Source organism: Streptomyces sp. NPDC059740 (assembly GCF_042733155.1).
Classification (GTDB): Bacteria; Actinomycetota; Actinomycetes; order Streptomycetales; family Streptomycetaceae; genus Streptomyces.
Genome location: NZ_JBHWGP010000012.1, coordinates 182,909 through 196,988, shown reverse-complemented (window position 1 = coordinate 196,988; position 14,080 = coordinate 182,909). Strand labels below are relative to the sequence as shown.

Below are 14,080 nucleotides of genomic sequence, written 5' to 3'. Positions count from 1 at the left end.
ATACCGACCACCTCATTCCCTCTGGTTATGACACGCGGCGGGTGGTCCCGTAACGTCGAGGCATGGCCCGCACCCCGGATCTCGACTCCCTGACGCTTCTCGTCAGGGTGGGAAGGCACGGCAGCCTGGGCGCTGCCGCCTCCAGCCTCGGCATGTCCCAGCCCGCCGCCAGCAAGCGACTGTCCACCCTGGAACGCAATCTGGGGCTGGTGCTCCTGGAACGCTCACGCCGCGGATCGGAGCTCACGGACGCCGGGCACATGGTGGTGGGGTGGTCCCAGCGACTCCTCGACGACCTCGACGAACTACTGGTCGCAGCGGAGGCCCTCCGCACCCGGCGCGACGCGGAACTGCGCCTCGCGGCGAGCATGACCATCGCCGAACACCTCGCGCCCGGGTGGATCGGGCGCTTGCGCAGGCAGCGGCCGGAGCTGTACGTCGGGCTCCAGGTCACCAACAGCGAGCAGGTCGTGGCGCTGGTGGCCGGCGACGCCGTGGACATCGGGTTCGTCGAGTCACCCCGCGCACCGGCAGGCTTCGCCACGCGTCAGGTCGCCAGCGATCGGCTGGTCGTGGTGGTGGCCCCCGGACATCCGTGGGCCCGCCGGCGCAGACCGCTCACCATCGACGAACTCGCCTCGACGCCTCTGGTCGTGAGAGAACCGGGGTCCGGCACCCGGGAGACGCTGGACCAGGTACTCTCCCGCGCCGGTGCCGGCACGGCCCGGCCGCTCCTGGAGCTCGGCTCGGCCACCGCGGTGCGCAGCGCCGTCATCGCCGCCACCGGACCTGCCGTCATCAGCGAGCTCGCGGTCCGCACCGACATCGCGGACGGCAGGCTGGTCTCCGTACCGGTGGACGGCCTGGCCCTGAGCCGTACCCTCCGAGCCGTCTGGCGCGGCGGTCGCAGGCTCGTCGGGCCGGCAGCGGAACTCCTCGCGGTGGCCAGGGAGCGCTGAGGCACGGTCCGGCCCGCCTTTTCCGGCAGGAGACGGGCATGACGCCGGGGCAGTACCGTCGATGCCGTCCGCGTGGAGGCCTCGCAGGCCCTGCTGTCCTGCGGCACCGCCTCGGTGGAGGAGGTCGCGCGGCGGACCGGCTTCGGCTCGTCGGAGACGATGCGGCGCGTCTTCCAGCACGCCCTCGGCGTCTCTCCCACCGTCTACCGGGCCCGCTTCCGCACCACGGCCCCTCCTCCCCTCTGATCCGCTGCCTCAGCCTTCCTTGCACTCACCTCGGCAGGAGAGGTCTGCGGTGCCGTCCAACTGGCGAGGAGTCTGAGGCGGTCCTCCGAGGGGGTGCCCGGCTCGGCCGCGTAGACGGTCAGGTCGTGGACGGCCCGTTGGGGCAGGGGCAGGTTCAGGGAGCGGAAGGTCATCTCCAGACCGCCGACCTCGGGATGGTTGAGCCGCTTGACGCCTTCGTGATGGATGCGGACGTCGTGACTGGCCCACATGGTGCGGAAGTCGGGGCTCAGTGCGGACAGTTCGCCGACGAGCTCGCGCAGGGACCGGTCGTGAGGTGCGCGTCCGGCTTCGGCGCGGAGCACTGCGACCGTGGCCCTCGCACCTTCCTCCCAGTCGACGAAGAAGTCGAGGGAGCCAGGGTCGAGGAAGAAGTAACGGGGGAAGTTGGCGCAGCCGCGGTCGCCGGTGGTAGCGCTGTCGAACATCGGTGCGTACAGGGCCCTGCACAGTGCGTTGCTCGCGACGATGTCCAGATGTCCGCTGCGCACGAAGGCGGGGGCCATGGTCATGGAGTCCACCATCCACTGGACGGAGGACGGGATCTCGACGTCCTTGCGCCGGTGCGGCCCGCGGCGGGTGGGGCGAGCTGCTCTGGCCAGATCGAGCAGGTAGGTGCGCTCGTCCTCGTTGAGGAGCAGCGCCCGTGCGACCGCCTCCAGCACGCCCTCGGAGACGCCGCTGATGTGGCCTTTCTCCAGCCGCGTGTACCACTCGGTGCTCACGCCGGCGAGGGCTGCGACCTCCTCTCGGCGTAGTCCCGGAACCCGGCGTCGCCGGCCGGTGGGCAGTCCGACCCGCTCCGGGGCGAGTTTGGCGCGTCGGCTGACGAGGAAGTCGCGGATGTCCGAGCGGTTGTCCGTGTGACTCCCGGTGCGGTTTCCGGGCGGAGGTTCCATCCGCCCACGGTATCCGTGGTCCGGCCGGCAGAGAGAGGTTGTGTCTGTACCCCCCATAAACGCGACCTTCCCCGCCTCTGACGGCGCCGGTTTCCTGAAGTCGGCGGACCTGAGCGGCCTTTCGCACCACGGGCCGCAGTCCGCCGTCCCCGTCCACGCCTCAGGAGCATGACCATGACCAGCAGGACCGTACTGATCACCGGCGCGACCAGCGGTATCGGCGCCCACACCGCGCGGTTGCTCCTCGACCGCGGTCACCGCGTGGCCGTCACCGGCCGCAACGAGAGCAGGCTGAAGGCGTTCCTCGACGAGGCCGGCCACCCCGACCGTCTGCTGGGCCTGGTCGCGGACGCGGCGGACTGGCAGGCCACCGAGTCGGCCGTGGCCCGTACCGTGGCGCGTTTCGGTGCCCTTGACGCAGCGGTGGCCAACGCCGGATTCATGTCCGGCGACTCCGTCGGAGCCGGCGACCCGACGCTGTGGGCGCCCATGGTCCTCACCAACGTCCTCGGCCCCGCCCTGCTGGCCCATGCCGCCCTGCCCCACCTTGAGGACAGTGGCGGACGGTTGGTGCTCATCGGCAGCGTCGCCGGGCTGAAGAACTCCCCCGCCAACCTCTACTCGGCCACCAAGTGGGCTACCACCGGACTCGCTGAGAACCTGCGTCTGCACGCCACGACGCGCGGCATCGGCGTCACCCTCGTCAACCCCGGCATGATCGACACACCCTTCTGGCAGGGCGCCGGCGTTCCCCCCTTCGCCCTGCCTCCCCAGCCCGTCGCCGAGGCCGTCTGCTTCGCCCTCGACCAGCCGGCGGGCGTCGACCTCAACACCCTGACCATCCGGCCCATGGGCCAGCCCGCCTGACCACGCCCGGTCGCCACACCACGCCGCTCACCCACTCGGGGCTTTCCTTACCCGTCTGCGTCACGGGTGGTCCGGCCAGGTGCGGCCTGACCCGTGACCCAGTGGGCGCAGGCGTGCTCGGAGCCGCGTTCAGGATGCCGCCCCATGGGGCGACCCGGCAACGGGCTCGCCCATCACCGCTGACCACCGCGACCTGCGGCTGGGACGGGGGCAGTTGTCCGTCCCAGCCGGGTGGACCACGGAAGCGTGCCGGTCGGACCGCGACCGAGCCGGGTGGCGGTGAGGCCGGGCAGGTGGTGTCCTGCCCGGCCTCCTCGGGTGTCCCGTGGCCGCCGCGTCCGCGGGCCGCGGAGCAGCTGCTCCGCGGGCTCAGGCGGATACCCGGGCCCGGGCCGGTCCGGTGGTCAGCGCGTGCTGCGCCGGCCCGTGAAGCCCAACCGTCCCGGCACGAGCAGCAGCAACAGGGTGTAGTACTGCAGCACCGGTACGGCCAGGGCGAGGGCGAAGGCGACGACCACGGCTATCACGTTGATCCAGCTGTCGCTGTACAGGCGCGCTGTCCTTGCGCGGGTCTCCGTGCCGTCCGCCTCGACCATGCCGGGGTTGTTCTTCAGGATGTGCAGCATGGCCAGCCGGCACACCATGCCGGCCAGGAGCACCGCGTAGTAGAACGCCGCCACGAACCGGTCACCGCCGAAGGCGCCGATCATCTCCGTCGGCAGGGGCAGCACGACGACCGACAGCAGCCATCCCATGTTCCACACCGTCAGGGAGCGGGTGGCCGTCCTCACCGTCGAGAAGGCCCGGTGGTGCTCCCGCCAGATGTTCGCGATCACCACGAAGCTGAGCAGGAAGCTCCAGACCTGGTCGAGGTGACCGGTGATCACCTCGCTGGCGCGCTCGTGGGCGGACGCGACCTCGGGGACGAGGTCGACCAGCGGCAGGATCAGCAGGGTGATGGAGATCGCGGTCACCGCGTCGGTGAACAGCACCAGCCGCTCCCCCGAGACACCCCCTCCACTCCCCTCACCCCTGTCCGCCGCGGCAACCGACGACTGCGCCGGGCCGACCCCGCCCGTTCCGGTCTCCTCGATGACGCCTTCTGCACCCATACGTCTGCACCTCTCCTTGTGCCATGGCGGCCGCGCCTGCCGGCGCCACCGGTCCCTACTGGTCATGAACGCCCCGACGCACCGCGCGGTCCTCGCCTGTGAAGTAGGCCAGACGTCGGCGAGGTTCACCGTCGGCGCTGCCGGCCGTAGTCCTGGTTCTTGCCGCTGTGCGGCTTCTCCGGGGCCCGGCCTCGCGGGCCTGCGATGCGCGAACGGAAAGCCTGTCCTCAGACAGCTGCCTTTCAGGGCGCGGTGGCGGTGACGTCCACCTCCGTGATGGCCGCGTCGGGGTGCCTTGCCCCCGTCAGTACCTGGTCCTGCCCGGTGTCGCCGAGAAGGTAGCGGCGGAAGAAGGCGTCGAGGTACGTGGTGGTGACCTGGCGTTGCTGCGGCTCGGTCAGCTGCCTGGAAGGCGCCGCACCCTGGGGGTCCGTGCACTGGCCGGGGTGTCCTTCCACCGGTGTGGCGTCGTCGGAGGCCGCGACCTGACGGCTCCGGGGCGACCACTGGGTGTTGAAGTAGTTGTGGTTCGCCCCGTGGATCGCGAACCGGTAGAAGCCGCTTCGGTTCCCCTTGGCCGCGTCGGCCGCGAACCAGAGGGCGTCACTGCCGACCTGGCCGTCGCATGTTCCCCGGAAGGAGGCGAAGGGGGTCTTGGTGATGGTGTAGCGGGACATATCCTCCGTCATCACGTTGTAGGCCGGTGCCAACGCCGCCACCGCCTTGACCTCGACGCCCTCGGGCCACTGCCCTCGGTGGCTGTCAGCGGCCTGCCAGGTGACCCCGGCGCCTCCCCTGGAATGCCCCATGATGCCCACGTCGCCCATGTCCACGTGGTGGGCGAAGCCGACGCCTCGCGCCGCTCCGGTCGCCGGGTCGGTGAACCTCCCGGCGAGCTCACCCGCGTCCTCGGAGCTGAGCTCCTGCCACATGCGCAGATGCCGGTTGATGAGGTCGGCCCGCGCGGCTGCGTTGTCATCGCCCGTCACAGAGGAGGCGTTGACGCCGTTGGCGCCGACCGAGACCACGACGAAGCCCTGAGCGGCCAGCGTCCGGGCCAGATAGTCGTATCCCAGCTCACTGGGCAGGGCAGGTGTCCCCGGTGCGCACGGCCAGGCGAACAGCTTGGCGCCTGCGGCCTCGTACGCGGCGTCGTCACCGTCGCGCTGGGCGGCAGTGCGCGCGGCGTCCGCCTTCCGATCGGCGCAGGTCTCGTGCAGTCCGTGCATCATCATGATCAGTGGATGCCGCCCGGTGCCCAGGTCGGCGGGGTAGTGCACCACGCCGGTCAGCTCGACCGGTTGACCGGTCTGCGGCAGGTGCCAGGCATCGTCGCCCAGGTCGTAGCGGACCGTCCTCGTGCTCCCGGGCGCGGCCACCGGGCTCCGTCCCGTCGCCTCGCCCACTCCCTCGGCGCCCGCCGCGGAGGTGTACGTGAAGGCGGCTGCGGCCACGGACAGCGCCGCCGCCGACAGGCCGAGCAGGCGGACCGGAACCCTCGTACGCTTGTGTCGCTTCACCTTGTCTTGTTCTCCATCCGTGAGTACGGGGCCGGGCGGGAGCGCGCGGTGCCGCTCATCGCCACCGCCCCAGCTACTGAAGTGGCTGCTGTGTCAACGGGAGGCGTCGTAGGAATCGACCACGAAGGCGATGACCCGGTCCTGCAGCGCGGCCCCCGAGGCACCGGCCCGCTTGATCATGTCTGTTCCGTGGCGGCCGCTCCTGTCGATGACGAGCTGCTTCTTGCGGGCAGCGGAGGCCGCGTAGACCTCACGGACCTGCTTCTCCACCGCGCCCTGCATGTCACCGGGCGACACCACCAGCAACGTCGGAACTTCCAGCTTCCGCACCGCCGCCACCCCGTCGGCTCCGAGGCACCGGGCAGGCGAGGACATCATCAGAAGGCCCACCACGCGCAACGGCGTGTCCACACCGGCGACCGCTGCCGTCGTCCCCCCGCACGACGCGCCCGCCAGGAACACCCTCTTCGCTCCGACACGTCGCAGTTCCGCCAGGCCGGCCCGGGCATCGCGGTCGATGTGCTCGTTGGCGGTGAGTTTCTCGGAGGCACCGTGATTGCGGTACTCGGGGATCACCACGTGGTAGCCGCGCTCCGCCAGCTTGCGCCCGATGTCGACGAACGAGCAGATGTTGTAGCCCTGTTCGTGGTCCAGGAGGACACCGTCGGGCCCGTCCCCCAGGACCAGAGCCGACAGATGCACCCCGTCGCTGGTCGTCAGCGTGGTGGCCTTGCTCCTCAGGTCCTTGGGCACACACGTGTCGACGAGATGCCCCCGAGCCGTACGCACGGTCCGGTCGGGCCAGCTCGGCTGGTAGGAGACGGGCTTGTGATCCGGCGGCGAAGCGGGAGCACGGCTCCCCGTCCCGGACGGCGTCGGTGTGGAGGACGTCGACGTCCCGGCTTCCGCGTCGCGCACCGGCTTGCCGGCCGGGCCCGAACAGCCCGACACCAGACCCAGACAGCCCAGCACAGCGACGGCGACGACTCTGACTCTCAGCACTGCCCACCTCGGATCCCACCTGCACGTCGGTGTGCCGTACGCAGGCAAGGCACGCCTGATCCTTGCCGGGACGGAACTCCCCTTCACGACCTGACAGACGTGCGGGCCTGCCCGAGGTTGCAGGACGGTTCCGACGATCTGTGTGCAGGAGGCGGCCGACGGACGACGCCACCACTGCACGCTCACACCACGGTGTGCACTGCAACCTGGGGGCGCCCCACACGTCCATCCCAGTAGAGGGCGTCTCCTGGAAGCCCTGAACCACGTGATCCACTCGACAGGTTGACCCCTATGCCAGAAATGACCCGCACGGATACCGACTGCGGCACCTTCCCGGCGTCCCCCCGCCGCTCCGGGCCGGATGACGGCCGGCACGCACCCCGCCAGGACGTCCCCATACCGCCGGCTGGGGGCGGGCGCTGATGGCTGCCGTTCTCACCTGTGCAGGTGCCGTCCCGCTCAGCCGGTGGCGACGGCTCCTGGCCCGCCTCTGCCAGGGCGGGAGCATCTCGGTCCCCAGGGGCCGGTCGTCCGGCGCAGCGGCGGAAGAAATCGACATGCTGTACCGCCACCGCAGGCTCGACCTCGTGCGCCTGGCCGTCCTCCTGGTCGACGACATCCCCACAGCCGAGGACGTCGTCCAGGAAGCCTTCGCCAACCTCTACCGACGTCACGGCAGCACGCTCGAGACCGTCGGCGACCCCGAAGCCTACGTACGGCGCAGCGTGGTCAACACCTCCAGGGATGTCCTGCGCAGGAGGCGCACCGTGCGTGCCTACATCCCCCCGCGCACCCTCCCGGCGCCACCGCCGGAGGAAGAGGTCCTCCTCAGGGAGGAGCACCAGGAGGTGCTGCGAGCACTGAGGCTGCTCACTGTGCGCCAGCGGGAGGTCCTCGTTCTCAGGTACTGGTCGAACATGTCCGAAGCGGACATCGCAGCAACCCTGGACCTGTCCCGGGGCGCGGTGAAGTCCACAGCGAGCCGGGCACTCACGGCTCTGGCCAGAAGACTGAAGGAGACGCCGTGACAGCCGTCGAGGACCGCCTTCGCGCCGCACTGCACGCCCGGGCCGGGCAGGTCACCACTCTCCGCCCGGTCCCCCCGCCGTCAACCCGTGCACGGGTGGCCGTCCGTCCCGGACTGCGCAGGGCCGCGGTAGTCCTGCTGGCCGCGGCGCTGGCAGCCGTCCTCCTGGTCCTGCCGCGGCTCCTCTCCCGGGGCGACGACCCGTCGGTCCCCGCCGACACTCCCCCACCCCACGGCCCGAGCACCAGCACCCGCACCAGCAAGCCGCCTTCACCTGCGCCCTCCTCGCCGGGCGAGTCACCCGGACCTGTTGCGCCGTAGGACAGCCGTAGCGCACAGCCCTGAGGCCGGCTGACTGTTCAGGTCCCGCTGCGCACGGGAACCGCCCCGCCGCACGCGCCGGCCATGCGCAAGAGGTGCGGCCGCGGGGGAGGGAGACCGAGGCCCGCGGGGACAGCGCCGGCACGACCGCTGGGGCCGGCCGAGGTCGCACGGTGCCGGCCGGGGACACCGGCACCCGCCGACGCACCTCTGCGCTCAGTCTGCCGTGGCCGGCTCAGCACCGCCCCTCCGGTCGCCGGAGGTGACCGTGCACTGCAGCTGGTCGTCACGGACCTCGCAGGTGACGGTGTCACCCGGGCCCACCTGCCCGTCGAGCAGCATGTTGGACAACCGGTTGTCGAGTTCCGTCTGGATGGTGCGGCGCAGCGGCCTCGCCCCGAACTCGGGCTGGTAGCCCTGCTCCGCAAGCCACCTTTTGGCCCCCTCGCTCACCTGGAGACCGACCTGCTGGGCGTGCAGCCTGCGACGGCTGCGCTCCAGCAGCAGGTCGACGATGCGTACGAGGTCCTCCCGGGTGAGAGCGTGGAAGACGACCACCTCGTCGATGCGGTTGAGGAACTCGGGCCGGAAGTGGCTGCGGAGCTCGGCCATCAGGTCCTCGCGGATCTCCTCCACGGCGCCCTGGTGGTTCAGGATGAGCTGCGAGGCCAGATTGCTCGTCATGATGAGGACCGTGTGGCGGAAGTCGACCGTACGTCCCTGCGCGTCGGTCAGCCGTCCGTCGTCGAGAACCTGGAGCAGCAGGTTGAAGACGTCCGGGTGGGCCTTCTCCACCTCGTCGAACAGCAACACGCTGTACGGCTTGCGGCGCACCGCCTCGGTGAGTTGCCCGGCCTCGTCGTAGCCCACGTACCCGGGGGGCGAGCCGACGAGGCGGGACACGGTGTGGCGCTCCTGGAACTCACTCATGTCGAAGCGGATGAGACGGTCCTCCTGACCGAAGAGGATCTCGGCGATGGCCTTGGCCAATTCGGTCTTGCCGACACCGGTGGGCCCGAGGAAGAGGAAGCTGCCGGTGGGCCGGTCGGGGTCGCCCATCCCGGCGCGGCCCCGTCGCACGGCCTGCGCCACCGCGGTGACCGCCTCGTCCTGGCCGATCACCCGCTCGTGGAGGGTCTCCTCCAGCCGGATCAGGCGTTCACGCTCGGTGGCCGTCAACTGGGCGACCGGAATGCCGGTGCGCCGGGAGACGACTTCGGCGATGTCCTGTTCGGTGACCTCGGCCGCGGGCGGCCGTTCGCCGTCCAGGCCCGAGAGTCTTCCCTGCGTCTCCTCGATCTGCCTCTTGAGCCCCGCGGCCCGCTCGTAGTCCTCGTTGTGGACGGCCTCGTCCTTCTCCCGGTTCAGCCGGGTCAGCTCCTCCTGGGCCTCGTCGGCCTCGGGGCTGTCCTCGCCGCCGCGCAGCGCCACCCGGGCCCCCGCCTGGTCCAGCAGATCGATGGCCTTGTCGGGCAGGAACCGGTCGGTGACGTAGCGGTCGGAGAGAATCGCCGCACTCTCCAGCGCCGCGTCGGTGAAGTGCACGCCGTGGTGGGCCTCGTAGGAGTCGCGCAGGCCCTGAAGGATCTCCACGGTCTCCTCGACCGTGGGTTCCGGCACGATCACGGGCTGGAAGCGACGTTCGAGTGCGGCGTCCTTCTCGATGTTCTTGCGGTACTCCTCCAGCGTCGTGGCGCCGACCACGCTGAGATCCCCGCGGGCCAAGGCGGGTTTGAGGATGTTTCCCGCATCCATGGACCCCTCGCCCCCGCCACCGGCGCCCACGACCGTGTGCAGTTCGTCGATGAACAGGATGATGCTCTTCTGCGCCCCGGTCACCTCGTCGATCACCTTCTTCAGGCGCTCCTCGAACTCCCCGCGGTACTTCGAACCGGCCACCAGCCCGGAGAGGTCCAGGGCGACCACTCGCCTCTCCCGCAGGGCCTTGGGCACGTCGCCGGACACCACCCGCTGAGCGAGCCCCTCCACGATGGCGGTCTTGCCGACGCCCGGGTCACCGAGCAGCACTGGATTGTTCTTCGAACGCCGGGAGAGGATCTCCACCGTCTGCTCGATCTCCTCGGCTCGCCCCACCACCGGATCCAACCGCCCCGCGCGGGCCTCCTCGGTGAGGTCGCGGCCGTACTCGTCCAGCGTGGGCGTGGCACTGGACCCGCCCCCCGCCGAACCGCCACCGGCCCCGCCCAGGCCGCCGCGGGCACCGGCTCCCTCCGAGCCCAGCGCACTGGCCGCACCGGACGAGGGATCTTCCGCGAGCGCAGCCAGAATGTGCTCGGGTCCGATGTAGGACACACCGGCCTCCTGAGATGCGGCGTGTGCTCTGAGCAGGGCCCGTTTCGCCGCCGGAGTCAGTCGCGGCTCCTCCACGCCGCCGCCGGCGGGCAGCGACTGCTCCACCTGGGCCGCCAGCGCGTCGGGGTCGGCGCCCGCTTGCTCCAGCAGCTGGCGACCAGGGGCGACCTGGGTGGCAGCCCACAACAGGTGCCCGGTGTCGAGATCAGCCCCGTCCTCGGCGGCCCGGTCCCCGGCCGCCGCCAGGAGCTCCTGCGAGGCGTCACTGAGCAGGCGTCCGATGGGCACCCGCTGGACCGCCGGCGGCGACGCCGCCGGGCTCGTGCCGAAGAAGCGGTTGAACAGGTCCGAGAACGGGTCTGCGGACCCGAAGGGCGAAGTCGTCACAGCGTCATCCGATCCGGCGGACACCCGGCCCGCCCTGGCAGACCGACCCCGCGTACGTACGACTGGGGAGAGGCCCCACGCGAGAGGAACTTGGTCTGCCCGGCGGCGTCAGGGACCACCGGTGTGCGGGCCTTCCCCCACCTTGTGAGCCGCCCCGTGCATCCGCACGTCATCCCCCCTGTCGTGCGTGCACTCGAGTGAATTCTGCTCCCCCCGCGGCCGACGGCCGCCGAGAGGCCGGCCACGCGGCGTCCTCGTACCTCCATGCCTTTTCGTCCACGTGAGGCGAGCACCCCGCGGTGACCGCCCTCGCCGCCGGTCCCGGTGCTTCGCGCCGGGCGGTGGCACCGGAGCCCTCTCCTGCCAGGCAGCGATCCCGGCCGCCTTCGGCTGCACCCGCCGGGGAAAGCGCCCCGGGATGCCGGAGCGCTACTCGCCGGTCCCCGGCCCCTGGTCGTCCTCGAGCATCTGGCGGCGTTCCTGCTCGCGCTTGGAGTAAGCGGCTGCCCGGATGGCCTCGTCGCTCTCCAGGCTTGATCCCAGTGCGCCGCCCACGGTGGCGACGGAAGCGACGAGCCAGGACAACGTCGCGTACTCCGCGGCATGCAGCGGAGTACGCGTCAGGGAGGCGAACACTCGGTCGTTGATGATGAACAGCGCCCACATCAGGTTGATGACGACCAGGCCCCCGTAACAGACGAGCACGCCGATTCCCACGGTCATGACCGTCGAGGCGTTGTAGAGCCTGGCCCTCTGCCTGGCCTCCCACGAGTCCTGCGCCGATCGACGCCACAGCTTCCCGTCCACGATCAGCCAGCCGGTCATCAGTGCGACGGACCCGACCATGGCGATCACGAGACGCAGCACGCTCAGAGCCTCGACCAGATTCCAGACGGTGGAGTTCACGGTGGCGATGGCTCCCGTGGCGAGGGCGGCCGCCAGGGCCTTCGACAGTCCCGGTACCAACCGCCACGGTCGGTTGGCGCGGACCATGCCGACGAGCACCCTCAGGTAACCGCGCGGCCCGCTGACGACGTACCGGAGATCCGCGGTCTCCTCCTCACCGACCGGCCCCGGGTACACCGGCGCGACACGACCGATGGAAGGCCCCAGCGGCTCCCTCCGTGAAGGCTCCCCGGCCCCGTCGGCCCGCGGACCCGCCAAGTCGAGTACCGCCGCCTCAACGGCCCGCCGGGCCTTCCTCTGCAGCCGCAAGCCCCCCAGCGGAGGAAGAGAGAGCAGTGCCAAGCGGTGTTCATGGCTCAGGTCCACAACGAGTTTGCGCCTGTGTGAGTGCAGCGGAAGGTCGGTGAGGGCCACGACGACGTCCCAGTTCTCCGACTTCTTCCGGTCCCTGATCCGGCGCATCAGGGTGGGCGGGTCCTCGGTCCCCGAGGTGAAGGGCTCGCTGACCACCCTGACGTCGAACCGTCGCCTCCGACCTGCCTTGTCTGCGAGCCGGCCAGGAAGTGCCCGGGCGATGCGCTGCGCGATCTCGGTCGGAGCGTCCGGATCCGCCAGGAGGACCACCTCCGTGACACCCTCGGACGACACCCGCATGACCGGCCCTCTCATCGACTGTCTCCCGAGCACAAGCGTCCACAGGATGCCTCCGAGCCAACGCCGGCGCCGCGTGACACGCCCGCCCTGCCGGCAGGTGCAGTGGGACCGGGACGCTGTGGTTCGCCGGTCCGACATGCCAGGTCGCGCCGTCGCGCCGTCGCGCCTTCGCGGTGCGGCCGGCTGGACGGCAGGGACCCGACGGGATCGTGGGCGCCGCCGGCAGTGCGTCCGTGGCGCGCGAGGAGGCCCTGCCGGGAGCGGTTCCCTCGCGAAGAGGTTCTTCTCGGCCTGCCCCGCGTCGGCTTCCCACCAGTCCCCGAGCGGGTTCCGACGAGGTGTGCCGGGCGGCGGCCTCCCCGCCCTTGCGGTCGGGCTGAGGAAGGGCGTCAAGAACGGTTCACCGAGGGGTGGTGTCGCTCTGGGCGGTCTCCACTGTGCCGTGGAGGTCGTGAGCGGCGTGCATCGCCGAGGCCGTGGACGCCAGGAGGCAGCCCAGCAGGACGGCCGCAACCAGTCGCTGCACGCGCGCACCCCGGCTCCCCTGTTGCCTCTCGTCATGGCCCACGAGAGCCGCTACCCGCCGGGGAACCGGCCCACTGGCGACACCCAGGGCCACACTCGGGCCCCGGACCGCTGCCTTCGCGTCATGGGCCGCGAGGGCGGCACGGCTGATCGCCCGCGCGGCCAGCCGTCGGTCGCCCACCGCCTCTGCGGCGGCCTCGTCCGCCCACCGCTCCAACGCGTAGGCGAGTGGCTCCCGCAGACCACGCAGTGCGGGATGCAGCACCGCCGCTGCCTGTCCGGCCCCCAGGAAGAGGTAGTGGCGTCCCGCCAGGTGCGCCCGCTCATGCGCGAACAGCGCCTCGCGCTCGTCGGGCTTCAGGGCCCGCAGCATCGCGGCACTCACCACCACACGCCCCCGGCCACCGCGTCGCCCCGGCAGCGCGTAGGCGTACGGGTAGGGGCCCGGCCGGATGGCAAGGTCATCGTCTTCCCCGGGCCCGGCCGCCTCGTGGGCCGACCTGAGTTCCCGCCACTGGCGTGTGAGCCCCCACCCGGCCCGGGCGAGCCCGACCACGAGCAATCCGGCGGCCAGCCAGGCGGCAGGCACCGTCAGCCAGGTGTGGTCCCCCAGCAAGCGCGGCGAGAGGTGGTCGAGCGAGGCGACGGGGGCGAGGCGCAGCAGGCCGCCGAGGGCGAGCAGCCCCAGCACCGCGGTGCTGCATGCAGCCAGCAGCAGCGAGCACCCCGCAAGGGACCAGGCAGCAGCACGGGGCGGCAGTGAGCCGGCGGCACGGCGGGCGACGGGCACGGCCAGTAGCGGGATCAGCAGGGGGATCCAGACCGCGTAGATCATTTCTCGGCGCCTCCGTCCGCCTCGTCCAGCAGGGCCCGGAGTACCTGTTCGTCCTCGTCACTGAGGTCGGAGACGAACCGGGCCAGTACGCTGCCGCGGTCCTCACCCCGGTTCAGCTCGGCATGCATCCGCCTGGCGGTGAGTCCGGAGGCGTCAGCGGCAGGGAGATAGGCGTAACCGCGACCGGCAGGCGCCCGGGTGACCAGGCCTTTCGCATGCAGCCTTGTCAGGATGGTCGTCACCGTGGTCCTGGCCAGCCCCTCGCCGAGGGCTTCCCGCACGCCTCCCGGCGTCAGCGCGACCTTCGCTGCCCACAGGGCCGCGAGCACCTTCGCCTCCAGTTCACCGGCAGGGCGGCGGTCTCCGTGTTCCTCAGTCATGGAACTCATCCTCCCACCATAACGTCTACAGTTATGTAGACCGTCTACTAGGCTGTAGTCGATGCGGGCTTCCGCTCGCCCTGCGCAC

The 14,080-nt window shown here is 71.1% G+C and carries 13 protein-coding genes; 5 read left to right on the top strand and 8 right to left on the bottom strand.

Going from position 1 to position 14,080, the window contains the following annotated elements; all coding sequences use genetic code 11:
• Positions 1-62: 62 nt before the first annotated feature.
• Both ACFV3R_RS17345 and ACFV3R_RS17340 read left to right on the top strand, forming a co-directional pair.
• Positions 63-959, top strand: a complete 897-nt coding sequence (locus ACFV3R_RS17345; protein WP_385582786.1) for a LysR family transcriptional regulator — start codon at positions 63-65, stop codon at positions 957-959.
• A 72-nt stretch (positions 960-1,031) separates the two neighbouring features.
• Positions 1,032-1,205 carry a helix-turn-helix domain-containing protein gene (locus ACFV3R_RS17340; protein WP_385582782.1) on the top strand — a complete coding sequence of 58 codons (174 nt, stop codon included), beginning with the start codon at positions 1,032-1,034 and terminating at the stop codon, positions 1,203-1,205.
• On the opposite strand, the gene ACFV3R_RS17335 is transcribed toward ACFV3R_RS17340, so the two are convergent.
• The gene (locus tag ACFV3R_RS17335) at positions 1,163-2,143 is read right to left on the bottom strand and encodes a helix-turn-helix transcriptional regulator (protein ID WP_385582779.1); all 981 of its coding nucleotides are present in this window, start codon (positions 2,141-2,143) and stop codon (positions 1,163-1,165) included. The two genes, ACFV3R_RS17340 and ACFV3R_RS17335, sit on opposite strands and share 43 nt — an antisense overlap.
• Before the next feature lie 174 nt (positions 2,144-2,317).
• Between ACFV3R_RS17335 and ACFV3R_RS17330 the strand changes: the two genes are divergently transcribed.
• Positions 2,318-3,010: an SDR family oxidoreductase gene (locus tag ACFV3R_RS17330; protein ID WP_385582775.1), complete on the top strand. Its 693-nt coding sequence runs from the start codon at positions 2,318-2,320 to the stop codon at positions 3,008-3,010.
• 404 nt (positions 3,011-3,414) lie between these two features.
• Here the strand turns inward: ACFV3R_RS17330 and ACFV3R_RS17325 are convergent, their stop codons facing one another.
• The 3 genes from ACFV3R_RS17325 to ACFV3R_RS17315 all read right to left on the bottom strand — a co-directional run bounded on the left by ACFV3R_RS17325 (position 3,415) and on the right by ACFV3R_RS17315 (position 6,395).
• Positions 3,415-4,122 carry a TMEM175 family protein gene (locus ACFV3R_RS17325; protein WP_385582772.1) on the bottom strand — a complete coding sequence of 236 codons (708 nt, stop codon included), beginning with the start codon at positions 4,120-4,122 and terminating at the stop codon, positions 3,415-3,417.
• A gap of 242 nt (positions 4,123-4,364) precedes the next feature.
• Positions 4,365-5,642, bottom strand: coding sequence for an alpha/beta hydrolase (locus ACFV3R_RS17320; RefSeq protein WP_385582769.1), 1,278 nt, complete (start codon positions 5,640-5,642; stop codon positions 4,365-4,367).
• Between the two features lie 93 nt (positions 5,643-5,735).
• A complete protein-coding gene (locus tag ACFV3R_RS17315; RefSeq protein ID WP_385582766.1) occupies positions 5,736-6,395 on the bottom strand; it encodes an alpha/beta hydrolase in 660 nt (219 codons plus the stop codon).
• Positions 6,396-7,066: 671 nt separating this feature from the next.
• Between ACFV3R_RS17315 and ACFV3R_RS17310 the strand changes: the two genes are divergently transcribed.
• Both ACFV3R_RS17310 and ACFV3R_RS17305 read left to right on the top strand, forming a co-directional pair.
• Complete coding sequence (locus ACFV3R_RS17310) at positions 7,067-7,672, top strand: SigE family RNA polymerase sigma factor (RefSeq protein WP_385582763.1); 606 nt, start codon at positions 7,067-7,069, stop codon at positions 7,670-7,672.
• A complete protein-coding gene (locus tag ACFV3R_RS17305; RefSeq protein WP_385582760.1) occupies positions 7,669-7,992 on the top strand; it encodes a hypothetical protein in 324 nt (107 codons plus the stop codon). Before ACFV3R_RS17310 ends, ACFV3R_RS17305 begins: the two co-directional genes overlap by 4 nt.
• A 216-nt stretch (positions 7,993-8,208) precedes the next feature.
• On the opposite strand, the gene ACFV3R_RS17300 is transcribed toward ACFV3R_RS17305, so the two are convergent.
• From ACFV3R_RS17300 to ACFV3R_RS17285, 4 genes are all read right to left on the bottom strand, one after another.
• The gene (locus ACFV3R_RS17300; RefSeq protein WP_385582757.1) at positions 8,209-10,692 is read right to left on the bottom strand and encodes an ATP-dependent Clp protease ATP-binding subunit; all 2,484 of its coding nucleotides are present in this window, start codon (positions 10,690-10,692) and stop codon (positions 8,209-8,211) included.
• A gap of 429 nt (positions 10,693-11,121) precedes the next feature.
• Entirely contained in the window at positions 11,122-12,252 is a 1,131-nt protein-coding gene (locus ACFV3R_RS17295; RefSeq protein ID WP_385582861.1) for a hypothetical protein, read from the bottom strand.
• Between the two features lie 400 nt (positions 12,253-12,652).
• A complete protein-coding gene (locus tag ACFV3R_RS17290) occupies positions 12,653-13,612 on the bottom strand; it encodes a M48 family metalloprotease (protein WP_385582754.1) in 960 nt (319 codons plus the stop codon).
• Entirely contained in the window at positions 13,609-13,992 is a 384-nt protein-coding gene (locus tag ACFV3R_RS17285; RefSeq protein ID WP_385582859.1) for a BlaI/MecI/CopY family transcriptional regulator, read from the bottom strand. The genes ACFV3R_RS17290 and ACFV3R_RS17285 overlap by 4 nt, the downstream gene beginning before the upstream one ends.
• Positions 13,993-14,080: the final 88 nt, after the last annotated feature.